This is a genomic window from Pseudomonas sp. NFX98 (assembly GCF_047784845.1).
Classification (GTDB): domain Bacteria; phylum Pseudomonadota; class Gammaproteobacteria; order Pseudomonadales; family Pseudomonadaceae; genus Aquipseudomonas.
In genome coordinates, this window is sequence record NZ_JBLNNF010000011.1 from 64,504 (window position 1) to 88,004 (window position 23,501).

Sequence of the window (23,501 nt, forward strand, 5' to 3'; positions counted from 1 at the left end):
GACTCAACACCGGGGCAACAGGATTTTTCAAGTTTTAGAGGACTTAAACCATGAGCAACGTCGACTACGCCGAAATCGCCAAATTCGAAGCCCTGGCCCATCGCTGGTGGGACCGCGAAAGCGAATTCAAACCGCTGCACGATATCAACCCGCTGCGGGTCAACTGGATTGACGAACGCGTCAATCTGGCCGGCAAGAAGGTCCTCGACGTCGGTTGCGGCGGCGGCATTCTCAGCGAAGCCATGGCTCAGCGCGGCGCAACTGTCATGGGAATCGACATGGGTGAAGCGCCGCTGGCGGTCGCTCAGTTGCATCAGCTGGAATCCGGCGTGAGCGTCGAATACCGGCAGATCACCGCCGAAGCCCTGGCCGAAGAAATGCCGGAACAGTTCGACGTGGTCACTTGCCTTGAGATGCTCGAACACGTGCCGGACCCGTCCTCGGTGATTCGCGCCTGCTTCCGCATGGTCAAGCCTGGCGGCCAGGTGTTCTTCTCGACCATCAACCGCAACCCGAAAGCGTACCTGTTCGCCATCGTCGGTGCCGAATACATCATGAAGTTGCTGCCGCGCGGCACCCACGACTTCAAGAAATTCATCCGCCCTTCCGAGCTGGGTGCCTGGAGCCGCATGGCCGGCCTGACCGTCAAGGACATCATCGGCCTGACCTACAACCCGCTGACCAAGCACTACAAACTGGCCTCCGACGTGGACGTCAACTACATGATCCAGACCCTGCGCGAGGAGTAAGCCGATGCGTATCAGAGCAGTTCTTTTCGACATGGACGGCACCCTGCTCGACACCGCGCCGGACTTTATCGCGATCTGTCAGGCGATGCGTGCCGATCGCGGCTTGCCGCCGATCAACGATAAACACATCCGCGACGAGATCTCCGGCGGCGCCAAGGCGATGGTCGCAGTGACCTTCTCCATGGACCCGGAATCGCCCGGGTTCGAGGAGCTGCGCCTGGAGTTCCTGGAGCGCTACCTCGTCGGCTGCGCGGTGCACAGCAAACTGTTCGACGGCATGGGCGAGCTGCTCGCCGACATCGAGAAAGCCAACCTGATCTGGGGCGTGGTCACCAACAAGCCACTGCGTTTCGCCGAGCCGATCATGCAGCAACTCGGTTTGGCAGAGCGTTCGGCACTGTTGATTTGCCCGGATCATGTGAAGAACAGCAAGCCTGATCCCGAGCCACTGATTCTTGCCTGCAAGATGCTCGACCTGGACCCGGCCAGCGTGTTGTTCGTGGGTGATGACTTGCGTGACATCGAGTCGGGGCGCGATGCCGGGACCAAGACCGCTGCCGTGACTTTCGGCTACATCCACCCGGACGATAATCCGCGGCATTGGGGGGCGGATGTGGTGGTTGATCATCCGCTGGAGTTGCGCAAGGTGCTGGATAGCGCGCTTTGCAGCTGCTGATCTGCTTTTCGTAGGAGCACGGCTTGCCGGCGATAGCGACTTCAGAGACGCCATCGCCGGCAAGCCGTGCTCCTACAGGGTCTGTTTCCGACGTTGAGGTTTTTTATGTTTGATTACTCCGCCCGCCCCGACTTGCTCAAGGACCGGGTCATTCTGGTCACCGGTGCCGGTCGTGGCATTGGTGCCGCTGCGGCCAAAACCTACGCCGCTCACGGTGCGACCGTGCTGTTGCTGGGCAAGACCGAAGCCAACCTGACTCAGGTTTACGACGAGATCGAAGCCGCCGGCCATCCGCAACCGGCGGTGATTCCGTTCAATCTGGAAACCGCCCTGCCTCATCAATACGATGAGCTGGCGGCGATGATCGAAACCGAGTTCGGCCACCTCGACGGCCTGTTGCACAACGCGTCGATCATTGGTCCGCGCACCCCGATCGAACAGCTGTCCGGCGAAAACTTCATGCGTGTCATGCAAGTCAACGTCAACGCCATGTTCATGCTCACCAGCACCCTGCTGCCGTTGCTCAAGCTGTCGCAGGATGCCTCTGTGGTGTTCACTTCCAGCAGTGTCGGCCGCAAGGGTCGCGCGTACTGGGGCGCTTACGGCGTTTCCAAATTTGCCACTGAAGGGCTGATGCAAACCCTGGCCGACGAAGTCGACACTGTGGCGCCGGTACGCTCCAACAGCATCAACCCGGGTGCCACTCGCACCAGCATGCGCGCCCAGGCGTATCCAGGGGAAAACCCGCTGAACAATCCGACGCCTGAGGAGATCATGCCGGTCTATCTGTACCTGATGGGTCCGGACAGCACCGGCATCAACGGCCAGGCTTTCAACGCCCAGTAACGCCGTACGTCGCATTTGTGCCGCGCCGACTTCCCGTCGCGGCACGCCGGCAAAGGCGAATTTCAGTCAATCTTATGTCGCAATATTCGCCGCCTATTGCGCACCGACATCCAACCATTTGATTTATAACCACTTTATTGAAAACAAATCGAATGGCACGACTTTCGCTCTGCTTTGCTCAAACACACCATGTGAAAGCGAACGGGGCGAGCCTGAAGTCAGCAGGTTCCTAAACTTCTACAAAGCAGATTAAACTTGTACGAAATGTCCTACGGGACTGACGGACCAGTATTGACGCGCAGCCCAAAGCCGCTCTCACCCAGCTTGTAAGACAGCCTTACTGCTCAAGGGCGCACGCCATATGAAATCACCTTCCCAGACCAACGCAATTGACTTCGATAGCGCCAAATTGCAACGCCTGGGCTTTGGTCAGCAGCAACCCACTCTGGAGAGGCCGGTCAGCCTTGCGCAATTGCGCCAGCAACTGAGCATGCAGCTGCAAACCAGTCTTGAGCCACAACGTATTCTCGGTGTGTTTTTCCGCGAGATTCAGCGCCTCGTCCCCCTTGATGCCTTGAGCTATGAGCACAAGAGCAGCGACTTGCGCCTGGAGTTCGGCCAACGTGGCCATCATTCGATCAGCTACAGTCTCAGCCACGAAGGCGAGCACTTGGGTGAACTGGTGTTTCGTCGTAACCAGCGTTTCAGTGAGCAGGAACAGGGCAACCTTGAGTCACTGCTGGCGGCGCTGCTCTACCCGATGCGCAACACCCTGCTCTACCGCGTCGCCACTCAAAGTGCGTTGCGTGATCCGCTGACGGACACCGGCAACCGCATCGCGATGGACCAGACGCTGCATCGTGAAGTCGAACTGTCCCGGCGCCACTTGCAACCTTTGTCGCTGCTGATGCTGGACATCGATCACTTCAAGCAGATCAATGACAACCACGGACACAGCGCTGGCGATGATGTGCTCAAGGCAGTTGCCGCCTCGATCAAGAACCAGTTGCGCAACGTTGACATGGTGTTTCGTTTTGGCGGCGAGGAGTTTTTGATTCTGCTGTCCAACACCTGCCGGGAAGCCGCCGCCCTGGTCGGCGAGCGTCTGCGGTTTGCGGCACAAGCCGAGGAATACCTCGCCGATGGCCGCTCGATCGGACTGACCGTCAGCCTCGGTTGCTCGACCCTGCTGCCCGGCGAGTCTGCCGAGAGCCTGTTGCGTCGGGCCGATAATGCGCTGTACGTCGCCAAGCGCGAGGGGCGTAACCGGGTGACGATGGCGGGATAAATCTTTAACCGCGACACAAAACAATGTGGGAGCGAGCTTGCTCGCGATAGCGGTGTGTCATTCAACAGGATTGTTGCCTGACACGGCCTCATCGTGAGCAAGCTCGCTCCCACAGTTTTACTGCCGGGTAGTCATCAGCTTTCCGCCAACTCCAATCGCCCACGGGCTACCGGCTGCTTTTCCGCTTGCTCAAGCTGCATGCAGCGCTCCAGGAACAGGTACATGTAGTCGTAGCTCTTGCACACGGCCTGACGCAATTCCACTTGCAGGGCTTTGCTCGGGTTCATGCCCGCCAGCGTGCAGATGATTTCCAGCGCTTCCCAGGGATGGGCATCATCGTACTGGGCATGCATCTTCAGCCACTTCATCGCACGCTTGCGCTCTTCCTCGGGGAACGAGGCGGCGTAAACGCCACTGGAACAGACCACTGCCGACCACTCTCCGGTCGCACCTTCGATGGCGTAGTTGGTGGCGGCAATCGCCACGATCAGCGAGTCCGACGAGCTGGTGTGCCAGCACCAATGACTCAAGGCGTGAAGTTCCGGGGCAACCTGTTGCGCCTGCAGATCTTCCAGGCTCACGCCGTGCGCGCGACTCCAGTTCACCCAGTAATCGGCGTGGTTCAATTCGACACGAATGTTGCGCATCAGCCAGCGACGCGCCATGTCTTCGCCGGGATGACGGGCAAAACGGGTCTTGGTCAGGTTTTGTGCCATGTATAACGCGAACTGTTCGACCACCGGCCAGCCACCTATCAGGTACTGACGCATGGTCTTTGCACTGAGCTTGTTGTCACGCATGCGCTGATACAGTTCGTGTTCGACAACCCGGCGCTTACTCTCGCTGCAATCCTGAATCAGGCGCTGGGCCCATGCAGGATAACTTGCAGCTTCCATGAGTGGTCCGGTTCTGTTGAATGTGTCGATCACTGTCGAGCTCCTTTTGATTGTGATTATTAGATCAGCGAGAGATTTCAACGGAACGTGCCAGGGGCCTTGAACAACAAAGGCTGAGGTCTGGCAGGACGACTTAGCAGGCTATCGCAGGTAAACAGTTGCGGGCGTTCAATGACATACCCTTGAGCGTAATCCACCCCGATCTCCAGCAATGCCTGCTCGATCTGAGGCGTTTCGACAAACTCGGCAATCGTACGCTTACCCATGACATGGCCGATGTGATTGATCACCTCGACCATGGCGCGGTTAATCGGGTCGTCCAGCATATCCTTTACGAAACTCCCGTCGATCTTCAGGAAGTCTACAGGCAAATGTTTCAGGTACGCGAATGAAGACATCCCGGCACAAAAGTCGTCCAGCGAAAACAGGCAGCCTAACCCTTTGAGTTCATTAATGAATCTAATTGCGCTGCCAAGATTGGAAATCGCGCTGGTTTCAGTGATTTCAAAACAAATCATTTCAGCCGGAATCGAGTAAGCAACGAACTGTTCACGCAGGAAGTCCAGAAACGCCTCGTCTCCGATGGTTGTGCCTGACAGATTGATCGCACACATGGCCAGCGGCCCATGGCGTTTCTCAGCGCGGCATTGGGCAATGATCTTGAACACGTTCTGCACGACCCAACGGTCGATGGAACTCATCAGGCCATAACGCTCGGCAGCCGGAATGAAACTGTCGGGCAGAATCATCCGCCCGGATTCATCATGCAGGCGCAACAGGATTTCAATGTGTGCGCCGCCAGAATCGATTCCCAGCGGCGCGATTTCCTGCGCGTACAGGCAGAACCGGTCCTCTTCCAGCGCCATGTGCAAACGCTGCACCCAGGCCATTTCGCCGAAACGCAGGGACAGTTCCGAATCGTCGGGATGGTAGACCTGAACCCGGTTGCGGCCCTTTTCCTTGGCCATGTAGCACGCCATGTCGGCAGCACGAAGCGAGGCTTCGAGGGTGGTCGGGTTCTGCGAAACATGGACCAGACCGATACTCACGGTGGTCACGAATGGCCGGCCCTTCCATACGAAGTGCAGGTTTTGCACGGTCAGGCGCAGGTTCTCGGCAATTTTCTCCGCCGCCTCCGGCCCACAGTTCTCCAGCAGGATGCCGAACTCGTCGCCCCCCAGGCGGGCCAGGGTATCGCCCTCGCGCAACCCGGATTGCAGCAGCGCGCAGATATGCCGCAGCAACTCATCACCCGCCGCATGGCCGCAGGTATCGTTGACCAATTTGAATTGGTCGAGGTCAAGGAACATCAGGGCATGCCGCCCCGACTGGCGCGTCAGGTTGTGCAGCGCTTGCTCCAGGCGATACTCGAATTCGCGGCGATTGGCCAGGCCGGTCAAGGCATCGTGAGTGGCCTGCCACGACAGGTTGGCGATGTACTGCCGCTCCTGAGTCATGTCGTGCAGCACCAGTACGGTGCCGCTGACCTTGCCGGCGTTGCTGATGGGCGCACCGACAAGCGTGACCGACACCGTACTGCCGTCCAGACGCTGGATCAGTTTGGAATGCTCGCTGCCGCCACTGAGCTGACCGCTCAGAATGCGTTCGATCAAGGTAGAACCGTCGGCCTGGGCGTTCTCGTCCAGCAGATTGAACAGCGCCGCCAGCGGCAGACCCGTCGCTTGCTCGGCCTTCCAGTGGGTCAACGCCTCGGCGGCGGGGTTCATGTAGGCGATGGCGCCTGCGACGTCCGTGGTAATCACGCCATCGCCAATTGATTGCAGGGTGATCTGCGCCCGGTCTTTCTCCAGTTGCAAGGCGTCGGCGAAAGCATGTCGCTGCTTGAGTAGTTTATGAGTGCGCATCAAGGCCAGCGCGATCAGGCCCAGGGCGGTGGCCAGGTTCGTGACCAGCAGCAGGCGAAGAATCACCCGCGAACCTTCACCCAGAGCATCGCTAAAGGCCTTCGCCGCGGGCGTCACCTCATCGTTGATCGCGAAAATCTGTTCTTTCCAGCGCCGGATATCGCTTTCCGATGCCGGGGTGGCGGTGACGTGCTGGTGCATGTCCCGCGCAACGTCATCGAGCCGGACCAGATACGCGTCACCCACGGTCCAGAGATCGATGGCCTTTTCGAGGTAACTGAAATGGCGAAAATTCAGATACAGCCAGATCAGGCTGGAAATGTCGTCAGGATGGTTGCCGCCCTTGAGGATTGCCAGTCGTGCGGCCTCGATATCCGGTGGCTGTTGATCCAGCGCCACCCGCAGCTCATGACCGCCCTGAGGCACCGAAATAGCATCCTGGTACTTGCGAAAAATCGCCTCGTCACGGCTGTCGGCGTAGAGATTGAGGTAATAGATGGCGTCTTTCTGGCCCTTGGACCAGAGGCTTTCACCGGCCACATAGCCGCGAACCGCCGACAATACGTACAGGCTGACACCGCCCAACAGGGCTTGAAACAACACAACGGCGATAAATGGCCAGACGATGCCCAACAACCGTGGCGTTCCGAGAGTCCGCGTTTGATTCATGAGGTCCCTTGTTTTAGCACTGCTTGATCGTCATCCGGACGAAATCGCTACCGCTAGACTAGGTGGCGATTGCGATCAGGGCAAGCGGTGAGCCTCGCCCGAGAAGGGCTGAAACGGCCATTGATAGCGGTGACGATATTGTTTTTGTCGGACTTCAAACAGCGTTCATTCGTTCGGCCTCGTAGGCTACATTTGCTGCAAATGACCGTACAGCTTGGCGTACAAACCACCATCGGCGATCAACTGCTGATGGTCGCCATCCTCGGCGATTTGCCCGCCGTCGAACACCAGGACGCGGTCAGCCTGTTTTACCGCGGAAAGTCGGTGGGCAATGATCAACGTGGTGCGGTTGCTCAGAAACCGCGCCAGCGCCTGGTGCAGGTTGTATTCGGTGGCGGCGTCCAGCGCAGAGGTGGCCTCATCGAGGATCACCACTTTCGGCTCCGCCAACACCATGCGCGCAATCGCCAGGCGTTGCCGTTGACCGCCGGACAAACGCACGCCGGAGCGGCCTACGATACTGTCCAGGCCATTGGGCAATTCACGGATCGTGGCGTGTAACTGGGCAATTTCCAGGGCCTGCCAGCAGGCTTCGTCGCTGCGCTCACGGCCCATGGTCAGGTTGGCCCGAACGGTGTCGTTGAACAGAGCCGGATGTTGCAGGACCACGGCGACATTTTCCCGTACGGTTTCCAGGCCGATCTCTTGCTGGGTCGAGCTGCCGAAGCGGATGGTCCCGGCCAGCGGCGTGTACAGCCCCAGCAGCAACTGCACCAGCGTGCTCTTGCCGCCACCGCTGGCGCCGACGATGGCGACCTTCTCACCGGGGACGATGGACAGGTTCATCTGGTTCAACACCAGCTCATCACCGTATCCGAAACTCAAGCCTTGGACCTCGATACCCACGGTCTCACGCCCGGTGAACGGGTCGACGCCATTGGGGTATTGCGGCTCGTCGGCGCGGGACAGCAATTCATTGATTCGCGACAGCGCCCCACCGGCGGCGTAATAGGCGTATTGCAGGTTCAGCAGTTGCTCCACCGGGCCGATCATGAACCACAGGTAACTGAACACCGCGAGCATCTGGCCGATGGACAGGTCGGAGAACAGCACGGTAAGCATGGCGGCCGCACGGAAAATATCGATGCCGAACTGGAACAGCAAACCACTGGCCCGGTTCGATGCGTCGGTTTTCCACTGCGAGTTCACTGCATAGTCACGAACATCCCGGGCCCGTTGCCCCAAGCGGCCGAGGAAAAAACCCTGACGGTTGCCAGCGCGCACTTCCTGGATCGCATCCAGGGTTTCAGTCAACGCCTGGGTGAAGCGCGAAGTGCTGTCGTTCTCGAGTTTCTTCAGGTGCTTGACCCGTTTGCCCAACTGCACCGTGGCGTAGATCACCAGCGGGTTGAACAACAGAATCAGCAGCGCCAGTTGCCAGTGCATCCACATCAGGATCCCGGCGGTGCCGACCAGTGTCAGCATGGCCACGAGGAAACGGCTGAGGGTTTCGCCGACGAATTTGTCCAGTGTGTCGAGGTCGGTAACCAAATGGGTGGTCACCGTGCCGCTGCCCAGACTTTCGTATTCACCGAGCGAGATGCGCTTGAGGCGTTCAATCAGGCGGATGCGAATGCGATAGACAATGTCCTTGGCCAACGCGGCAAACAACTTTGCCTGCACCACGTTGAACAGCAATGCCGCGCAACGCAGGGCCAGGGTCACCACCAGCATCAGACCGATGTAGCCCGCGGCTTTTTGCCAGACCTCAGGGAGTGCGAGGTTCATGACTTTCAACGCGGCGTCACCGTGGCCCAGCAGCACTTCATCTACCAGCAACGGCAGCAGCAGCGGGATCGGCACACTGCACAGGGTCGCCAGCACGGCTACGCCGTTAGCGATCCATAGGGATTTCTTGTGGTGCAGGGCCAGACGACGAATTTCTGCCCAGCTCAGCCGATCGACACGTTTCGCGGTTGGGGCATCGTCGGGCAGATCATGCACAGGCAGCGCGCTCCAGCCAGCGGCCGAGCAGCGGGGACAGCTCGCTAAGCGGTTGATAGCCATTGGTCAGCAACGCCAATTGACCATTGCGCTCAGCCAGCAAGGTAGGGAAACCGGCAATGCCCAGGTCCTGGACCCAGGTGAAATCGGCAGCCGTCGCGGCGTGCATGTCGGCACGGTCGAACGCGGCGGCGAATTCGATACGCGGCAGGCCGGCCTGCTCGGCCAACTCCACCAGCACGCCGGCGCGGGTGACATCGCGACCTTCGGCGTAAAACGCGTTTTGAATCAGCCCCAGAAGTTTCCATGCACAATCCGGCGCCAGACTGCGTGCAGTCACCAACGCGCGGCACGCAGGTTCGGTGTCGTAGACGAAACCGTCGGGCAACGCACCTTCACGCTTGAACGGTTGGCCGGTGGCTTCGGTGACCGCCTGCCAGTGTTCAAGAATGTACCGTCGAGTGGTCGGTTCCAGCGCGGCGCCACTGCCTGTGCGCAGGCCGCCCACCACCAGATGAACGTCCACACCCGCGGCCGCCGCCTGCTCTACCAATGCGCTTGCAACCGGAGCGAAACCCCAGCACCAGGAACACATCGGGTCCATCACATAGAGCAGGCGTGCAGACATGATTCAGGCCTCGGTAGATGATGCTTGCTTGTAGTTGTAGCCGATCGGATGAGGCATGTTGCGGGCCTTGGCCAGTTCGATCTGCTTTTGCCGATCGATGGCGCTGCGACGGGTTTTCTCGCTCAGCGTGTCCCAGCAGTGCGGGCAGCTGATACCGGCCACGTAGTGTTCGGAGGTGCGATCTTCAACGCTGACCGGCGTGCGGCAGGCATGACATTGATCGTAATCGCCTTCGCTCAGGTCATGGCGCACCGTCACGCGGTTATCGAACACGAAGCAGTCGCCCTGCCATTTGGTTTCTTCCTGCGGCACCTCTTCGAGGTACTTCAGGATGCCGCCCTTGAGGTGATAGACCTCACCGTAACCTTCGCTGAGCATGTAGCTCGACGCCTTCTCGCAGCGGATGCCGCCGGTGCAGAACATCGCGACCTTCTTGTGCACGGCCGGGTCGAAGTTGGCTTTGATGTAGTCGGGAAATTCGCGAAAACTGGTGGTTTTCGGGTCGATAGCGCCTTCGAAGGTGCCGATCGATACTTCGTAATCATTACGGGTATCGATCAACAGCACTTCCGGATCGCTGATCAGTGCGTTCCAGTCCTGCGGATCAACGTAGGTGCCGACCTTTTTGTTCGGGTCCACGCCTTCGACGCCGAGGGTGACGATTTCTTTCTTGAGTTTGACTTTGGTGCGGTAGAACGGCTGTTCGTCGCAGTACGACTCTTTATGGTCGATGTCGTCCATGCGCGGGTCGTTCTTGAGCCAGGCCATCAGCCCGTCAATGCCTTCGCGGCTGCCGGACACGGTGCCGTTGATGCCTTCTTCGGCGATCAGCAGCGTGCCTTTGATGCCGTTGTCGACCATCGCTTGCAGCAGTGGCTCGCGCAGGGCGACGTAATCTTCCAGGGTGACGAACTTATACAGTGCCGCCACGACAATCTGTTGTGTCATGGGTAAATCTCCAGGTGGCTACCCTCGTAAGGGGTGAACCGGATGCGAAAAAAAACGCGCCGGGTGAGCGGCGCGTTGGGCATTCTAACAAAAAAGATCGCAGCCTGCGGCAGCTCCTACATGGGAATGCGTATTCCTGTAGGAGCTGCCGCAGGCTGCGATCTTTTGAGCTTAATGCTTGCTGCCGCCAGCACAGGTTGGCGAGGCCGGAGCCGCGTCGATCTGTGCCCACTCCTCTGGCGTGTAGGTATGCAGCGCCAACGCATGGAACTCGCCCATCAGCTCGCCGAGCGTGCCGTAGACTTTCTGGTGGCGCTTGACCCGGTTCAGACCTTCGAACTGCTCACTGACGACCACGGCCTTGAAGTGCGTCTGCAACCCGCGGCTGTGCATGTGGCTTTCATCCAGCACCTGCAGATGCTGGGGCTGAAGCAGGCCCAGCGTCGATTCGATGCGTTGTTGCATGGTCATACCGAACTCCGCTTAAGGCTTTTTCTTGGCTGGTGCGGCGGCGCCTTTCGGCTCCAGCTCGGCAGTCATGTCAGCCAACAGTTTGTTGACCACAGGCACCGCGCTTTCCAGCTTGGCCTGGGTCATCTGGGCCGATTGCTGAGTCAGCTGCGGCATTTTTTCCAGAACTTTCTTGCCCAGCGGCGACTGGTAGAACGCAACCAGGTCCTTGAGCTCCGATTCGGTGAAGTTGGTGGTGTAGAGCTTGACCATGTCCGGTTTCAGCTTGTTCCAGCCGATGGCCTGGTCCAGCGCGGCGTTAGCCTTGGCCTGGTAAGTTTCCAGTACGGCTTTTTTCGATTCCGGGGCTTTGGTTTGCTGGAAGCGCTGGGCGAACATCTGCTGAACCTGCATGTACACCGGAGTGCCCAATTTGTCAGCATGCGCCAGGGTCAGGAAAGCCTCGGCACTGGCGTTGTGGCTGGCGGTATCGGCAAAAACCTGGCCGCTGGCACAAACCAATGCAACCGCGGTACAGATGGCACGAAGACGAGTCATCGAGTTTCCTTTTCTAGCAGGCGAGGTAAAACCCCAAGGACGTCCATTCTGCGCCTAAAAAAGTGTGTCACTCAACCCCAAGCCTTGTCGCGCCTGATTTAGAGGGGTTCAATGGTCAGAATCGAGACTGATGGAACCCCGGCCGTCGATCACGGCCTAAACTGCGCAATCACCTACAGGAGTGTGACCGATGAGCCGTATCGAAACCGACAGCCTTGGCCAGGTTGAAGTCCCGGATGAAGCCTACTGGGGCGCTCAGACGCAACGCTCGCTGGTCAACTTTGCCATTGGCAACGAACGCATGCCGCTCGCGGTGCTGCATGGCCTGGCGCTGATCAAGAAAGCCGCGGCTCGGGTCAACGACCGCAATGGCGACCTGCCTGCCGACATCGCCCGGCTGATCGAACAAGCCGCGGACGAAGTGCTCGAAGGCCAGCATGACGATCAGTTCCCGCTGGTGGTCTGGCAGACCGGCAGCGGTACCCAGAGCAACATGAACGTCAACGAAGTGATCGCCGGTCGCGCCAACGAACTGGCCGGCAACCCGCGTGGCGGCAAGTCGCCGGTGCACCCCAACGATCACGTCAATCGCTCCCAGAGTTCCAATGACTGCTTCCCCACCGCCATGCACATCGCCGCTGTCCAGGCCGTGCAGCAACACTTGCTGCCGGCGATCAGCGAGTTGTCGGGCGGTCTGGCCGAGCTGTCGGCGCGCCACATGAAACTGGTCAAGACCGGCCGCACGCACATGATGGACGCTACGCCGATCACCTTCGGCCAGGAAATCTCGGCGTTCATCGCGCAACTCGATTACGCCGAACGGGCAATCCGCAGCGCTCTGCCAGCGGTGTGTGAACTGGCCCAAGGCGGCACGGCAGTCGGCACCGGGTTGAATTCGCCGCATGGTTTCGGTGAAGCGATCGCCGCCGAGCTGGCCGCCCTCTCCGGCCTGCCGTTCATCACCGCACCAAACAAATTCGCCGCGCTCGCGGGTCACGAACCGCTGACCACGCTATCCGGCGCGTTGAAAACCCTGGCCGTGACGCTGATGAAAATCGCCAACGACCTGCGCCTGCTGGGCTCCGGGCCGCGTGCCGGTTTCGCCGAAGTGAAACTGCCGGCCAACGAACCCGGCAGTTCGATCATGCCCGGCAAGGTCAACCCCACCCAGTGCGAAGCGCTGTCGATGCTGGCGTGCCAGGTGTTGGGCAACGACGTCGCCATCGGTTTCGCCGCCAGTCAGGGGCATTTGCAGTTGAACGTGTTCAAACCGGTGATCATCCACAACCTGCTGCAATCGATCCGCCTGTTGGCCGATGGCTGCAGCAACTTCCAGCAGCATTGCATCGCTGGGCTGGAGCCGGATGCAGGGAAAATGGCTGAGCATCTGGAGCAAGGTTTGATGCTGGTGACGGCGTTGAACCCGCACATTGGTTATGACAAATCGGCGGAGATTGCCAAGAAGGCTTACAGCGAAGGGCTGACCTTGCGTGAGGCAGCACTTCAGTTGGGGTATCTGACTGATGAAGAGTTTGATGCGTGGGTAAGGCCTGAGAATATGCTGGAGGCTGGGGCCAAGGGCTAAAGTCTTCGGTGCCTGATAGTCAGTCATCGCGGGCAAGCCTTGCTCCTACAGGTTTTGCGTCGTGCATATATTCCGTGAACGACACAATCCCTGTAGGAGCAAGGCTTGCCCGCGATGAACGATGACGCGGTCTAGCTGGCCGCCATCCGCATCTTCCGCGCCTTGAGCCCGGCAATCAACGAAGGCCCCAACGCCACCAGCGCCGATCCCAATACAACCAAAATCGCCCCGCCATAACCCAGACCATTGATGGTCTCGGCATGCACATATTCGGGCCACCACAAAGCCGCCAGGGCAACAGCGCCAAACGTCACCAACGGCGTGATCGCCAACGTGGCACTCACCCGCGACGCTTCCCAATGCGCCAGCGCTTCGGCAAACGCACCGTAGGCAATCAGGGTATTCATGCAGCACGCCAGCAGTAGCCAGCCTTGCAATGGATTCAGTTGCAGTGCTTCCAGCGGATGCACCCACGGCGTCAGTAACAGCCCGCAGAACAGGTAGATCACCATCATCACCTGCAACGAATTCCATACCGTCAGCAGCTGTTTTTGCCCCAGCGCATAGAAAGTCCAGACCGTGGACGCCAACAACACCAGCAACACGCCGGCGGTGTAATCGCTCAATGACGTCAGCAACTCAGCCAGGCGCTGATTGAAAAACAGGACGAAACCGATCAGCAGTACCAGCAAGCCAATGCCCTGCCCCAGGCTGAAGCGCTCCTTGAACACAAACACACTGGCGATCAACAGCATGATCGGTCCCATCTGCACCACCAGTTGCGCGGTGCCGGGGCTGAGCAGGTTCAGGCCCATCAGATACAGCACATAGTTGCCCACCAGCCCGAGCACCGCCATCAACACCAGCCAGCCGCCACGCGGCCCGAGCACTTTACGGCTCGGCAAGCGTTTGGTCGCCGCCAGATACATGAACAGGCAACCACCGGACACCATCAGGCGAAACCACGTCACCGTGACCGGGTCCATCACCGTCAACACCTGTTTGAGCTTGATTGGCAGGATTCCCCACAGCAGCGCGGTCAGCAAGGCCAGGAACAGACCGTACACCCAGCGACCCGATGAAATGTGCATGCGAACCCCAAAACCCAGTGACAAGAACCGCCATTCTAGGCGCACCGGCGTGTGGCACACAGGGACAGTTGGCGTCTGGCCGCGAATGAAACTGTGCAGGTCGCAACGTGAAATTGGCGTCGTGCCGTCGATCGGGTCGCCAGGCGCGGCAAGTGCTTGTTGCCTAACCTGATTGGATCCATCAACAGCAATTCCCCTCAGGAGATCGCCATGTACGGCATGCGCGCCCAGGACAACGCCCCCGCCCTGCATTTTCGCAGTGACCGGTTATGTCGGGTGAATGGGGAATTGTATTTCAGCACCCGGGAAAACACCCTGGAGGGGCCGTTTGCGAATACCGAGGCGGCTGTGCGGGAGGTTCAGGCTTACATTGAGCGGGTGCAGAATTTGAGCAATTGTCCTTAAATCGCGGCGTCTGCATCGCGGGCAAGCCCGCTCCCACAGGTTTTGTGGCGTATACAAAATTTGTGATCGCCGGCGAACACTGTGGGAGCGGGCTTGCCCGCGATAGCAATTTCACAATCACTGCATAATCCGAAGCAGTTACCGCACCGCCTCAAACAACCCGGTCGCTCCCATCCCGCCACCCACGCACATGGTCACGATGCCGTAGCGCAGATTACGCCGCTGCAACTCACGCACAATGTGCCCGACCTGACGCGAACCGGTCATGCCGAACGGGTGGCCGATGGAGATCGAGCCGCCATTGACGTTGTACTTGTCGTTGTCGATTTCCAGTCGATTGCGCGCGTACAGGCACTGCGAGGCGAAGGCTTCGTTGAGTTCCCACAGATCAATGTCGGCAACGTTCAAGCCCTTGGCCTTGAGTAATTTCGGCACCGAGAACACCGGGCCAATGCCCATTTCATCCGGTTCGCAGCCCGCCACGGTGAAACCGCGGAAGAACGCTTTCGGCTTCAGGCCCAGTGCCAAGGCTTTTTCCAGGCTCATCACCAATGTCATGGAAGCGCCGTCAGACAGTTGCGATGAGTTGCCAGCCGTCACCGAGCCATCCTCGGCAAACACCGGATTCAACCCGGCCAGGCTTTGCAGTGTGGTATCGGGACGGTTGCAGTCATCGCGATCGACGATGCCGTCGAGAATCTGCACCTGACCGGTGGCCTTGTCCTCAACGCGGTACTTCACCGCCATCGGCACGATTTCATCATCGAACAAACCGGCGGCCTGCGCCTGTGCGGTGCGCTGCTGGCTTTGCAGAGCGTACAGATCCTGTTCTTCGCGGCTGACGTTGTAACGGCGAGCGACGATTTCGGCGGTCTGACCCATCGGGAAATAGATGCCCGGCACTTGTTCCTTGAGCAGCGGGTTGATCAGGTTATCGGTGTTGACGCTTTTCATGGTCAGGCTGATCGACTCGACGCCACCGGCGACGATGATGTCGCTGCAACCCGAAGCGATCTGGTTGGCGGCAATGGCGATGGCCTGCAAACCCGACGAGCAGAAACGGTTGAGGGTCATGCCGGCGGTGCCGATGCCCAACCGCGACAGCACCGCGACGTTGCGACCGATGTTGTAGCCCTGGGCGCCTTCATTGGAGCCGGCGCCGACGATGCAATCCTCGACACTGGCCGGGTCGATGCCGGTACGCGCCAGCAAGGCGTTGACGCAATGCGCGGCCATGTCGTCCGGACGGGTCTGGTTGAACTTGCCGCGAAAGGATTTGGCCAGGCCGGTCCGCACGCTGTCGACGATCACCACTTCACGCATGGCATACCTCATTGTTGTTGTCGGTTGAGAGTGGACCGAGCATAAGCCCACCCAATTACCGACCGCGACAATCATTCACCTCGCGTATGCGTAACCATCGCATCAGTGTTTGCCTTTGCTTTCCTTCTTCGTATGTTTGTCGGACTTTTCGAATGCTTCTTCCAACGCTTGGTTAATGGTGCGCAAGACCTTGACCCGTGCCCAGCGCTTGTCGTTCGCTTCGATCAGGGTCCACGGCGAGATTTCAGTGCTGGTGCGGTCGACCATGTCGCCGACGGCTGCACGATAGTCGTCCCACTTTTCGCGATTGCGCCAATCGTCTTCGGTGATCTTGAAACGCTTGAAGGGGATTTCTTCACGCTCCTGAAAACGTTCCAGTTGCGTCTGTTTGTCGATGGCCAGCCAAAACTTGACCACGACTACTCCGGCATCGCTGACCTGTTCTTCGAAATCGTTGATCTCACTGTAGGCGCGCAACCAGTCCGCCGGGCTGCAAAAACCTTCGATGCGTTCCACCAAGACGCGGCCATACCAGGAACGGTCAAACACGGTGAATTTGCCCCGCGCCGGCAGGTGTCGCCAGAAGCGCCATAGATACGGCTGCGCCCGTTCTTCTTCGGTGGGTGCGGCAATCGGCACGATGTTGTATTGGCGTGGGTCGAGCGCCGCCGCCACACGCCGAATCGCACCGCCCTTACCCGCCGCGTCATTGCCTTCGAATACCGCCACCAGCGCGTGTCGGCGCATGCGTTTGTCGCGCATCAGCCCGGAAAGCCGCGCCTGCTCGGTCACCAACTGTTCTTCGTAATCGGCTTTGTCCAAATGCAGGGTCAGGTCCAGGCTGTCGAGCAGGTTCACCTGATCGACGCTGGGGAACACCGGCGCTGCGCTGACTTTCTCCGGATGGATCTTCGGCCGCTTCAAGGCGCCGTGCAGGCTGTCGAGCAGAATCTTGCCCACCACCAGGCTGCGATAGCGCGCGTCCATCCCGGCGATCACATGCCACGGCGCATAGTCACGGCTGGTGCGACGCAGGACACGCTCACCGAATTTCACGAACCGGTCGTAAGTCTCCGACTGTTGCCAGTCCAGCGGGCTGATGCGCCAGCTGTGCAATGGGTCGTCGGCCAACGCCTTGAGGCGCGCCTTCATCTGTTTCTTGGAGAGGTGGAACCAGAATTTGACGATCAGTGCGCCTTCATCGCAGAGCATCTTTTCCAGGCGCTCGGCCGCGTTGATCGCTTGATCGAGACGCGGGTCCTTGAACTCGCCATGCACCCGGCCCTGCAACATCTGGCTGTACCAGTTACCAAAGAAAATCCCCATGCGCCCTTTGGCCGGCAACATCCGCCAGTAACGCCATGCCGGAGGCCGCGACAGTTCTTCATCGGTTTGCTGATCGAACGTGCGGACCTCGATCAAGCGCGGGTCCATCCATTCGTTGAGCAATTTGACTGTTTCGCCCTTGCCGGCGCCTTCGATGCCGTTGATCAAAATGATCACCGGAAACCGGCGTTGCTGCTGAAGCTCGAATTGCGCTTCGAGCAAGGCTTCGCGCAGCGCAGGCACTTCGGCGTCGTAGATTTCTTTGTCGATGGCGTGATCGATTTCGGCGGACTCGAACATGGACGGCTCCCTTCCAGATGTGAGCAAGACTAGCGGATTGGACAGAAGGCCGGGAGGGAAATCCCTGCGGATGTAACTCTCTTTTTTGTAGGAGCATGGCTTGCCCGCGATAGCGACCTTGAGATCGCCATCGCGGGCAAGCCTTGCTCCTACAATGGCGGTTCAGCGCAAACGCTCCATTGATCACGATCAGCTAGAATGGCCGTCTTGCCGTTACCGAGCCTGCCATGAAACCTGTATTGCCCCACGCCCAGCTCGACTGGGACGACCAAGGTCGTCCGTATTCGCGCGTGTTCGACGATGTGTATTTCTCCGATAAGTCGGGGCTGGACGAAACCCGCTACGTGTTCATCGAGCAGAACCGTTTGGCGGAGCGTTTTGCTGCATTGCCGCAAGGAGGTCGACTGGTCATCGGCGAGACCGGTTTCGGTACGGGGCTGAATTTTCTGTGCGCCTGGCAGGTGTTCGAACAACATGCGGCGGCGGGTGCGCGGATGCATTTTGTCAGCGTCGAAAAGTACCCGTTGAGCCCCGCCGACCTGCAACGCGCCCTGGCGCTGTGGCCGGAACTCAAGGTGTTTGTCGATCAATTGCTGGCGCAGTACGTAGCGATCCATCAAGGATTCCAACGCCTGACGCTGGCCAACGGTCGAGTGACGCTGACCTTGATGATCGGCGATGCGCTGGAGCAATTGCCGCAACTGGACGCGCAGATCGACGCCTGGTTTCTCGACGGTTTTGCCCCGGCGAAAAACCCTGACATGTGGACCGCCGAACTGTTCGTCGAACTGGCGCGGCTGGCCGCCCCCGGCTCGACCATCAGCACCTTCACCAGTACCGGTTGGGTAAGGCGTCTGCTGAATGCCGCCGGCTTCAAAATGAAACGCACGCCGGGCATCGGCCATAAATGGGAGATCCTGCGCGGTGAATTCCTAGGTTGGCCGCAAGAAGTTCTCGCGCCCACGCCAGCCAAACCGTGGTTCGCCCGCCCTGCACCGCTGACAGGTGAGCGCCGGGCACTGGTGATCGGCGCCGGGCTTGCCGGTTGTGCCAGTGCGGCCAGTCTGGCGGCGCGGGGTTGGCAAGTGACTCTGCTGGACCGCCACGCCGACATTGCCCAGGAAGCCTCCGGCAATCCTCAAGGCGTGCTTTACCTGAAGTTATCGGCCCACGGCACGGCGCTGTCGCAAATGATCGTCGCCGGATTCGGCTACACCCGACGCCAGCTCGAACACCTGCAACGCGGCACCGATTGGGACGATTGCGGCGTACTGCAACTGGCGTTCAACGCCAAGGAAGCCGAACGTCAGCAGCAATTGGCCGACGCGTTTCCCGAAGATCTGCTGCAACTGTTGGATCAGGCCCAAGCGCAGAATCTGGCGGGCATCGGGTTGGACCACGGTGGGCTGTTCTATCCCGAGTGTGGTTGGGTTCATCCGCCGGCGCTGTGCCAATGGCAGGCGGCGCATCCATACATTCAACTGCTGATGCACCACGATGCCGTGCAATTGCGCAAAGTCGATGGTCAGTGGCAAGCCTGGGACGGCGAACGGCTGCTCGCCAGCGCACCCGTGGTGGTATTGGCCGGCGCCGCCGAGATCCAGCGTTTCAGCGAAACCGCCGATCTGCCACTCAAGCGCATTCGCGGGCAAATCACCCGTCTGCAGCAAACCCCACAGAGCCAGGCGTTGAGCACCGTGGTCTGCGCCGAAGGCTATGTCGCTCCGGCACGGTTGGGCGAACATACCCTGGGCGCCAGTTTCGACTTCAAGAGTGATGACCTGACGCCGACCACGGCCGAACACCTGGGCAATCTGGCCATGCTCGAAGAGATTTCCCACGATCTCGTCACGCGCTTGGGGATTGACCAACTTGAGCATGAAACCCTTCAGGGCCGAGCTGCGTTTCGCTGTACCAGCCCCGACTATCTGCCCATCGTCGGCCCCGTGGCAGACAGTCAGCTCTTCGCCCAAAGCTATGCGGCGCTGAGCAAGGATGCACGGCAAGTGCCCGACATCGAATGCCCATGGCTCGACGGTTTATACGTCAACAGTGGCCACGGCTCGCGTGGGTTGATCACCGCACCGCTGTCCGGTGAATTACTCGCGGCCTGGCTGGATAACGAGCCCCTGCCCTTGCCGAGAAGCGTGGCCGAAGCCTGTCATCCGAATCGCTTCGCACTGCGTCGGCTGATTCGCCGAACCAACGCATAAAACGCCTTCCAACCGGTTCAGATTCCGCGACTTATAACTTATCGGTCTAAAACTCCGGGGATTCAGCCGGGTCAGTTTCTGAGTACCCGCCGTTTTGGCGCGGTATCGATTGACCCTCCCCAACGGAAAAACCGGTAAGGAATTTATGTGCGGATTAGCTGGCGAGTTACGTTTTGACAATCAACCTGCCGACCTCGCGGCGGTTGAACGAATCACCCATCACCTGGCCCCTCGCGGCCCCGACGCCTGGGGTTTTCATAGCCAGGGACCGATTGCCCTGGGCCATAGACGCCTGAAAATCATGGACCTGTCGGACGGCTCGGCGCAGCCCATGATCGACAACCCATTGGGCTTGTCCCTGGCATTCAACGGCGCCATCTACAACTATCCGGAACTGCGTGCCGAACTGGAAGACCTCGGTTATGCCTTCTATTCCGGTGGCGACACCGAAGTGTTGCTTAAAGGTTTTCATGCCTGGGGCGAAGCGCTGTTGCCGAAACTCAACGGCATGTTCGCATTCGCCATTTGGCAGCGCGACACGCAAAGCCTGTTCATTGCCCGCGACCGTCTCGGCGTAAAGCCGCTGTACCTGTCGCGCACCGGCCAACGCTTGCGTTTCGCCTCTTCCCTGCCGGCGTTGCTCAAGGGCGGCGACATCAACCCGATCCTCGATCCGGTGGCGCTCAACCATTACCTGAATTTTCATGCCGTGGTCCCGGCGCCGCGCACCTTGTTGGCGGGCATTGAAAAACTGCCACCGGCCACCTGGATGCGCATCGACGCGGATGGCACCACCGAGCAAAAAACCTGGTGGACCCTGCCCTACGGCCCACACGCCGATGAGCAGAATCTGACACTCGAAGACTGGCGCGACCGCGTGCTCGACAGCACCCGCGATGCCGTCGCGATTCGCCAACGCGCAGCGGTCGATGTCGGGGTACTGCTTTCGGGTGGTGTCGATTCGAGCATGCTGGTGGGGCTGTTGCGAGAAGTCGGCGTGGAAAACCTGTCGACCTTCTCCATCGGGTTTCAGGACGCCGGTGGCGAGCGCGGGGACGAATTTCAGTATTCGGACCTGATCGCCAAACATTACGGCACCCAACATCACCAACTGCGCATCGACGAAAAAGAGATCATCGAGCAACTGCCTGCCGCGTTTCGCGCCATGAGCGAGCCGATGGTCAGCCACGATTGCATCGCTTTCTATCTGCTCTCCCGGGAAGTGGCCAAGCATTGCAAAGTGGTGCAGAGCGGTCAGGGCGCCGACGAATTGTTTGCCGGTTATCACTGGTATCCACAGGTCGACGGTGCCAGCGATCCCTACGCGGCCTATCGCGAAGCGTTTTTCGACCGTAGCTACGACGACTACGCCGCCACCGTGCAGCCGAAATGGCTGACGGCGAATGACGCCGCCGGTGACTTCGTGAAGGAACATTTCGCACAGCCTGGCGCTGATGCAGCCGTGGACAAAGCCCTGCGCCTGGACAGCACGGTGATGCTGGTGGACGACCCGGTCAAACGCGTCGACAACATGACCATGGCCTGGGGCCTGGAGGCGCGCACGCCGTTTCTCGACTATCGCCTGGTGGAATTGTCGGCGCGGGTGCCGGGCAAGTTCAAACTGCCCGATGGCGGCAAACAAGTGCTCAAGGAAGCTGCGCGGCTGGTGATCCCGAGTGAAGTGATCGACCGCAAGAAAGGCTACTTCCCGGTGCCGGGTCTCAAGCATTTGCAGGGCGACACGCTGGACTGGGTGCGCGAGTTGTTGCTCGACCCAAGCCAGGATCGCGGGCTGTTCAATCCCGCCATGCTCGACCGTTTATTGACTGACCCGCAAGGTCAACTGACGCCGTTGCGCGGCTCCAAGCTGTGGCAATTGGCGGCCCTGAACCTGTGGCTCAGTGAACAAGGAATCTGATCGATGAAACCTCACGCCACGGCTTTCAGCCAACGCTTGTTGCGCGGTCAGGCGCCCTCCTACGAACGTTTGCAGGCGCGCCTGGCCGAAGACGGCAGTGCACTGGGCGGCGAGCCGATTGCGCTGCATTGCGGTTGGGGCCGGTTGCTGATCGGCCACACCTTTGCTGACCCGGCAAGCCTTGCCCGAGAGTTGCTTAACGAGCAACCCGGCGAACGCGACATTGCGTTATACGTCGCCGCGCCCCAGCAAGTGCTGGGGCTGGAGCCGACCCAGTTGTTCCTTGATCCGTCCGACACCTTGCGCCTGTGGTTCAGCGATTACCGCCAGGCGACTCGGGTGTTTCGCGGGTTCCGTATCCGTCGCGCCCAGAGTGAAGCCGACTGGCACGCGATCAATCAGCTGTATCAGGCGCGCGGCATGCTGCCGATCGATGCCACGTTGCTGACCCCGCGACACCTCGGCGGCCCGGTGTACTGGCTGGCCGAAGACGAGGACAGCGGCGCGGTGATCGGCAGCGTCATGGGCCTCAATCATCACAAGGCATTCAATGATCCGGAAAACGGCAGCAGCCTATGGTGCCTCGCGGTCGATCCGCATTGTTCGCGGCCCGGCGTCGGCGAAGTGCTGGTGCGGCATTTGATCGAGCACTTCATGAGTCGCGGGTTGAGTTACCTCGACCTGTCGGTGCTGCACGACAATCGTCAGGCGAAAAACCTTTACGCCAAGCTCGGTTTTCGCAACCTGTCGACGTTTGCCATCAAGCGCAAAAACGGCATTAATCAGCCGTTGTTTCTCGGTCCGGGTCCCGAAGCCGAGTTCAATCCATACGCGCGGATCATTGTCGAGGAAGCGCATCGACGTGGCATCGATGTGCACGTCGATAACGCTGAGGCCGGGATGTTCACGCTTAGCCATGGCGGACGCCGGGTGCGCTGCCGCGAATCCCTCAGTGATCTGACCAGCGCAATCAGCATGACGTTGTGCCAGGACAAAAGCCTGACCCACAAAGTGCTGAAAGCCGCTGGCCTGAATCTTCCGGCACAGCAACTGGCGGGGAATGCCGACGACAATCTGGCGTTCCTCGACGAGCATCATCGGGTGGTGGTCAAACCGCTGGACGGTGAACAAGGCCAGGGCGTGGCGGTTGATTTGCAGACCATCGAGGACGTCCAGCAAGCCATCGAAGCCGCCCGCCGGTTCGACAGTCGAGTGTTGCTGGAAAGTTTCCATGAAGGTCTCGATCTGCGAATCCTGGTGATCGGCTTTGAAGTGGTGGCCGCGGCCATTCGCAAACCGGCTGAAGTGGTGGGCGATGGTCAGCATTCGATCGGCGCGCTGATCGAAGCCCAGAGTCGACGCCGCCAGGCTGCCACCGATGGTGAAAGCAAAATCCCGCTGGATCATGAAACCCAGCGCACCTTGCATGCCGCCGGTTACGACTACAGCAGCATTCTGGCTGCGGGCGAACATCTGTTCGTACGGCGTACGGCGAACCTGCATACCGGCGGCATTCTCGAGGACGTCACCGCAATCCTGCATCCGTCTCTGGTGGATGCCGCAGTGCGGGCGGCGCGGGCACTGGACATTCCAGTGGTCGGCCTCGACCTCATGGTGACCGCCGCCGATCAACCGGAGTACGTGTTTATCGAAGCCAATGAGCGCGCCGGACTGGCCAACCATGAGCCGCAACCGACGGCCGAGCGCTTTGTGGATTTGTTGTTTCCGCATAGTCAGCCGGTGGTTTGACCTATCAGGAGTTT

General features: G+C 59.7%; 19 protein-coding genes. 9 read left to right on the forward strand and 10 right to left on the reverse strand.

The window, feature by feature from the left end:
• The first annotated feature begins 50 nt into the window (after positions 1-50).
• The 4 genes from ubiG (at position 51) to ACM110_RS16180 (ending at position 3,559) form a co-directional block, all read left to right on the forward strand.
• A complete protein-coding gene (gene ubiG, locus ACM110_RS16165; RefSeq protein WP_033055822.1) occupies positions 51-749 on the forward strand; it encodes a bifunctional 2-polyprenyl-6-hydroxyphenol methylase/3-demethylubiquinol 3-O-methyltransferase UbiG in 699 nt (232 codons plus the stop codon).
• Positions 750-753: 4 nt separating this feature from the next.
• Positions 754-1,425 carry an N-acetylmuramic acid 6-phosphate phosphatase MupP gene (gene mupP, locus ACM110_RS16170; protein ID WP_217873267.1) on the forward strand — a complete coding sequence of 224 codons (672 nt, stop codon included), beginning with the start codon at positions 754-756 and terminating at the stop codon, positions 1,423-1,425.
• Positions 1,426-1,530: 105 nt separating this feature from the next.
• Positions 1,531-2,271 carry a YciK family oxidoreductase gene (locus tag ACM110_RS16175; protein WP_150704677.1) on the forward strand — a complete coding sequence of 247 codons (741 nt, stop codon included), beginning with the start codon at positions 1,531-1,533 and terminating at the stop codon, positions 2,269-2,271.
• 361 nt (positions 2,272-2,632) lie between these two features.
• Positions 2,633-3,559, forward strand: coding sequence for a GGDEF domain-containing protein (locus ACM110_RS16180; RefSeq protein WP_416128568.1), 927 nt, complete (start codon positions 2,633-2,635; stop codon positions 3,557-3,559).
• A gap of 134 nt (positions 3,560-3,693) precedes the next feature.
• On the opposite strand, the gene ACM110_RS16185 is transcribed toward ACM110_RS16180, so the two are convergent.
• The 7 genes from ACM110_RS16185 to ACM110_RS16215 form a co-directional block, all read right to left on the reverse strand.
• Positions 3,694-4,455, reverse strand: a complete 762-nt coding sequence (locus ACM110_RS16185; RefSeq protein ID WP_416128569.1) for a TenA family transcriptional regulator — start codon at positions 4,453-4,455, stop codon at positions 3,694-3,696.
• A gap of 77 nt (positions 4,456-4,532) precedes the next feature.
• Entirely contained in the window at positions 4,533-6,989 is a 2,457-nt protein-coding gene (locus ACM110_RS16190; protein WP_416128570.1) for an EAL domain-containing protein, read from the reverse strand.
• 186 nt (positions 6,990-7,175) lie between these two features.
• Complete coding sequence (locus ACM110_RS16195) at positions 7,176-8,993, reverse strand: ABC transporter ATP-binding protein (protein WP_416128571.1); 1,818 nt, start codon at positions 8,991-8,993, stop codon at positions 7,176-7,178.
• Positions 8,986-9,588, reverse strand: a complete 603-nt coding sequence (locus tag ACM110_RS16200) for a DsbA family protein (RefSeq protein WP_416128680.1) — start codon at positions 9,586-9,588, stop codon at positions 8,986-8,988. Before ACM110_RS16200 ends, ACM110_RS16195 begins: the two co-directional genes overlap by 8 nt.
• A 36-nt stretch (positions 9,589-9,624) precedes the next feature.
• On the reverse strand, positions 9,625-10,569 hold the full coding sequence (locus ACM110_RS16205; RefSeq protein ID WP_338585373.1) for a rhodanese-related sulfurtransferase: 945 nt from the start codon (positions 10,567-10,569) through the stop codon (positions 9,625-9,627).
• 171 nt (positions 10,570-10,740) lie between these two features.
• Positions 10,741-11,040, reverse strand: a complete 300-nt coding sequence (locus ACM110_RS16210) for a BolA family protein (protein ID WP_150704429.1) — start codon at positions 11,038-11,040, stop codon at positions 10,741-10,743.
• 12 nt (positions 11,041-11,052) lie between these two features.
• Positions 11,053-11,577 (reverse strand): DUF2059 domain-containing protein, encoded by a 525-nt coding sequence (locus ACM110_RS16215; RefSeq protein ID WP_150704430.1) that lies wholly within the window; start codon positions 11,575-11,577, stop codon positions 11,053-11,055.
• A 190-nt stretch (positions 11,578-11,767) separates the two neighbouring features.
• Between ACM110_RS16215 and ACM110_RS16220 the strand changes: the two genes are divergently transcribed.
• The gene (locus tag ACM110_RS16220) at positions 11,768-13,162 is read left to right on the forward strand and encodes a class II fumarate hydratase (protein WP_338585371.1); all 1,395 of its coding nucleotides are present in this window, start codon (positions 11,768-11,770) and stop codon (positions 13,160-13,162) included.
• 131 nt (positions 13,163-13,293) lie between these two features.
• Here the strand turns inward: ACM110_RS16220 and ACM110_RS16225 are convergent, their stop codons facing one another.
• Entirely contained in the window at positions 13,294-14,253 is a 960-nt protein-coding gene (locus ACM110_RS16225) for a DMT family transporter (protein ID WP_416128572.1), read from the reverse strand.
• Positions 14,254-14,463: 210 nt separating this feature from the next.
• Here ACM110_RS16225 and ACM110_RS16230 point away from each other — a divergent pair, with 210 nt between their 5' ends.
• The gene (locus tag ACM110_RS16230) at positions 14,464-14,658 is read left to right on the forward strand and encodes a DUF6316 family protein (protein WP_416128573.1); all 195 of its coding nucleotides are present in this window, start codon (positions 14,464-14,466) and stop codon (positions 14,656-14,658) included.
• 138 nt (positions 14,659-14,796) lie between these two features.
• Here ACM110_RS16230 and ACM110_RS16235 read toward each other — a convergent pair whose 3' ends face one another.
• Together ACM110_RS16235 and pap are read right to left on the reverse strand one after the other, a co-directional pair.
• Positions 14,797-15,981, reverse strand: coding sequence for a thiolase family protein (locus ACM110_RS16235; RefSeq protein WP_416128574.1), 1,185 nt, complete (start codon positions 15,979-15,981; stop codon positions 14,797-14,799).
• A gap of 102 nt (positions 15,982-16,083) precedes the next feature.
• The gene (pap, locus tag ACM110_RS16240; protein ID WP_416128575.1) at positions 16,084-17,607 is read right to left on the reverse strand and encodes a polyphosphate:AMP phosphotransferase; all 1,524 of its coding nucleotides are present in this window, start codon (positions 17,605-17,607) and stop codon (positions 16,084-16,086) included.
• Positions 17,608-17,834: 227 nt separating this feature from the next.
• Here pap and mnmC point away from each other — a divergent pair, with 227 nt between their 5' ends.
• The 3 genes from mnmC to ngg all read left to right on the forward strand — a co-directional run bounded on the left by mnmC (position 17,835) and on the right by ngg (position 23,487).
• On the forward strand, positions 17,835-19,820 hold the full coding sequence (gene mnmC, locus ACM110_RS16245; protein ID WP_416128576.1) for a bifunctional tRNA (5-methylaminomethyl-2-thiouridine)(34)-methyltransferase MnmD/FAD-dependent 5-carboxymethylaminomethyl-2-thiouridine(34) oxidoreductase MnmC: 1,986 nt from the start codon (positions 17,835-17,837) through the stop codon (positions 19,818-19,820).
• Between the two features lie 145 nt (positions 19,821-19,965).
• Positions 19,966-21,738: an N-acetylglutaminylglutamine amidotransferase gene (locus ACM110_RS16250; RefSeq protein ID WP_416128577.1), complete on the forward strand. Its 1,773-nt coding sequence runs from the start codon at positions 19,966-19,968 to the stop codon at positions 21,736-21,738.
• Between the two features lie 3 nt (positions 21,739-21,741).
• A complete protein-coding gene (ngg, locus tag ACM110_RS16255) occupies positions 21,742-23,487 on the forward strand; it encodes an N-acetylglutaminylglutamine synthetase (protein WP_416128578.1) in 1,746 nt (581 codons plus the stop codon).
• Positions 23,488-23,501 lie beyond the last annotated feature (14 nt).

Excerpts from the sequence above, each read along its gene's own strand:
- ubiG (WP_033055822.1), top strand. The coding sequence starts at position 51 with ATGAGCAACGTCGACTACGCCGAAATCGCCAAATTCGAAGCCCTGGCC.
- mupP (WP_217873267.1), top strand. The coding sequence starts at position 754 with ATGCGTATCAGAGCAGTTCTTTTCGACATGGACGGCACCCTGCTCGAC.
- ACM110_RS16175 (WP_150704677.1), top strand. The coding sequence starts at position 1,531 with ATGTTTGATTACTCCGCCCGCCCCGACTTGCTCAAGGACCGGGTCATT.
- ACM110_RS16180 (WP_416128568.1), top strand. The coding sequence starts at position 2,633 with ATGAAATCACCTTCCCAGACCAACGCAATTGACTTCGATAGCGCCAAA.
- ACM110_RS16185 (WP_416128569.1), bottom strand. The coding sequence starts at position 4,455 with ATGGAAGCTGCAAGTTATCCTGCATGGGCCCAGCGCCTGATTCAGGAT.
- ACM110_RS16190 (WP_416128570.1), bottom strand. The coding sequence starts at position 6,989 with ATGAATCAAACGCGGACTCTCGGAACGCCACGGTTGTTGGGCATCGTC.
- ACM110_RS16200 (WP_416128680.1), bottom strand. The coding sequence starts at position 9,588 with ATGTGTTCCTGGTGCTGGGGTTTCGCTCCGGTTGCAAGCGCATTGGTA.
- ACM110_RS16205 (WP_338585373.1), bottom strand. The coding sequence starts at position 10,569 with ATGACACAACAGATTGTCGTGGCGGCACTGTATAAGTTCGTCACCCTG.
- ACM110_RS16210 (WP_150704429.1), bottom strand. The coding sequence starts at position 11,040 with ATGACCATGCAACAACGCATCGAATCGACGCTGGGCCTGCTTCAGCCC.
- ACM110_RS16215 (WP_150704430.1), bottom strand. The coding sequence starts at position 11,577 with ATGACTCGTCTTCGTGCCATCTGTACCGCGGTTGCATTGGTTTGTGCC.
- ACM110_RS16220 (WP_338585371.1), top strand. The coding sequence starts at position 11,768 with ATGAGCCGTATCGAAACCGACAGCCTTGGCCAGGTTGAAGTCCCGGAT.
- ACM110_RS16225 (WP_416128572.1), bottom strand. The coding sequence starts at position 14,253 with ATGCACATTTCATCGGGTCGCTGGGTGTACGGTCTGTTCCTGGCCTTG.
- ACM110_RS16230 (WP_416128573.1), top strand. The coding sequence starts at position 14,464 with ATGTACGGCATGCGCGCCCAGGACAACGCCCCCGCCCTGCATTTTCGC.
- ACM110_RS16235 (WP_416128574.1), bottom strand. The coding sequence starts at position 15,981 with ATGCGTGAAGTGGTGATCGTCGACAGCGTGCGGACCGGCCTGGCCAAA.
- pap (WP_416128575.1), bottom strand. The coding sequence starts at position 17,607 with ATGTTCGAGTCCGCCGAAATCGATCACGCCATCGACAAAGAAATCTAC.
- mnmC (WP_416128576.1), top strand. The coding sequence starts at position 17,835 with ATGAAACCTGTATTGCCCCACGCCCAGCTCGACTGGGACGACCAAGGT.
- ACM110_RS16250 (WP_416128577.1), top strand. The coding sequence starts at position 19,966 with ATGTGCGGATTAGCTGGCGAGTTACGTTTTGACAATCAACCTGCCGAC.
- ngg (WP_416128578.1), top strand. The coding sequence starts at position 21,742 with ATGAAACCTCACGCCACGGCTTTCAGCCAACGCTTGTTGCGCGGTCAG.